Below are 1,744 nucleotides of genomic sequence, written 5' to 3'. Positions count from 1 at the left end.
GACTCGTTATTGGCCCGAAAACATCGTGAACACCACATGGCTCCGCGCAGCCTGCCGGAGATATTCATTCCGTGGCCGGCGTTGCTGTGGGTGCTGCCGGTGGCCGTCGCGGTTGCGCTGCTGGCGTTCCCGCGCCCTGGCCTGGGTCTGACCTTCCTCGCATTCCTCACTATCGTCGGCTTGGCCTACGAGTGGACCCACTACCTCATTCACACCGACTACAAGCCGAAAACGCGCATGTACCGTGCGATCTACCGCAACCACCGGCTGCACCACTTCAAGAACGAGCACTACTGGTTCAACGTCACGACCTCCGGCACCGCCGATCGAGTGCTGCGCACATGTCCCGACCCAGCCACGGTGCCCACCTCGCCGACCGCCAAGAACCTGCACGCTGATCACGTGACCGGCTGATCGACACAGGTCCACCCGCCCCTCAACTGGCTCCCACGATGGCCAGCGCATCACGGTCCTGGGCCAGTTGACCCCGGCGGCGACGCGGCCGCCGCGGCTACCATCGGAAACCGTGAACGGCCGGCATCGCGACGAAGACGCCCCCATGCCGGCTCCCCGCGCACCGTGGCACAACCGCACGTCAAGCGTGCTCGGCGTGAGCCTGGCGGGTTTGGCTGCGCTCGCCATTCTGGTCATCTCCATCAACCACGTGACTCGCCAGTTCACCGAGCCAGAGCAGGCACCAATCAACTACCTCGAGCCAACGTCGTCGGCCTCCGACACCCGGTCACCGACGACCACCGCGACCGAGACGATCACCAGTACCAGAGCGCCCATCACCAGCGACATAGATCCCGGACTCATACCCTCGAGCACGGAATCCGCCGAGGCCAGCAGCGAATCCGTGGTGGCCAGGACCAAGTCTGCGGAGCCGTCCACCCGGAAGCCGAACTCCCGACTGCCCAGGACCCACGAACCCGACGGTCCCCCCGAAGAGCCGGAGCCCAACGGGCCGACAACCGAAGCGACGGCCACATTGAACCCAGCCACCTAGCACCGAGCGCCTACCATCGGTTCCGTGCCGCACCACGGATCTCCTGACGATCAGCAGAACTACCCCGACGACGAGCCACCAGCTCCAGCTGCCGCTGAGCCGTGGCACCGCAAGCCGGTGGCACTGGTGGCGTTCGGCGCGGCGGGTGCACTGCTCGTCGTACTAATCGTCTATGGGCTGGCCCGGGCCATCACCGGGGACTCGACCTTCGATACGACCACCACGACGTCACTGACTCCCGTGCCCTCGACTGAGGTTGCGCCTCCGTCGACGGTCACCAAAACGGTGACATCGATTAGCGCTACGCCGACCACAACCACCGCCGAGCCTTCGACGACCACCACGACTCCGACGACCACAGCGACGCCGACCACAACGACGCCGACGACAACCGCCACCACAAGCGCCAACACCGTCACACAAACTGAAACCGAGACGGTGACCGAGCCGCCGCCGGCTCCGCCGGAACCCTGAGTTGCAGTCGCTAGGGTGGTGACGGCCCAGACAGGAGAGGCGCCACTCATGACTGAACCGTTGGGGTTGTCGATCGGGACGACGAACCTCGTCGCGGCCCGCGTCGGCCGTCCCCCCGTGCTGCGGCGATCGATCCTCACCGTCTTCGCCGACAGGTCGCCACAGGTTGGCGAGCCCGCGGAGAACCCGAACCCCGGCGAGTCAGGTGTCGTCCTGCGCGGTTTCGTCGAGCGCGTCGGCGATCCGGTTCCGCTGGCGGCG

The 1,744-nt window shown here is 66.3% G+C and carries 4 protein-coding genes; 2 read left to right on the top strand and 2 right to left on the bottom strand.

Annotated features, from left to right (window positions below):
* On the top strand, positions 1-414 hold a 414-nt coding region (locus GY812_16955), incomplete at its 5' end, for a sterol desaturase family protein (GenBank protein MCP4437174.1).
* A 291-nt stretch (positions 415-705) separates the two neighbouring features.
* Here GY812_16955 and GY812_16950 read toward each other — a convergent pair.
* A complete protein-coding gene (locus tag GY812_16950; protein ID MCP4437173.1) occupies positions 706-1,005 on the bottom strand; it encodes a hypothetical protein in 300 nt (99 codons plus the stop codon).
* A gap of 174 nt (positions 1,006-1,179) precedes the next feature.
* The gene (locus GY812_16945) at positions 1,180-1,422 is read right to left on the bottom strand and encodes a hypothetical protein (GenBank protein MCP4437172.1); all 243 of its coding nucleotides are present in this window, start codon (positions 1,420-1,422) and stop codon (positions 1,180-1,182) included.
* Between the two features lie 109 nt (positions 1,423-1,531).
* Here GY812_16945 and GY812_16940 point away from each other — a divergent pair.
* Positions 1,532-1,744: molecular chaperone (locus tag GY812_16940; protein MCP4437171.1), on the top strand; the 213-nt coding region annotated here is incomplete at its 3' end.

Source organism: Actinomycetes bacterium (genome assembly GCA_024222295.1).
Classification (GTDB): domain Bacteria; phylum Actinomycetota; class Acidimicrobiia; order Acidimicrobiales; family Microtrichaceae; genus JAAEPF01.
The sequence above is the reverse complement of the archived record's forward strand: the minus strand, read 5'-3'. Positions and strand labels throughout refer to the sequence as shown.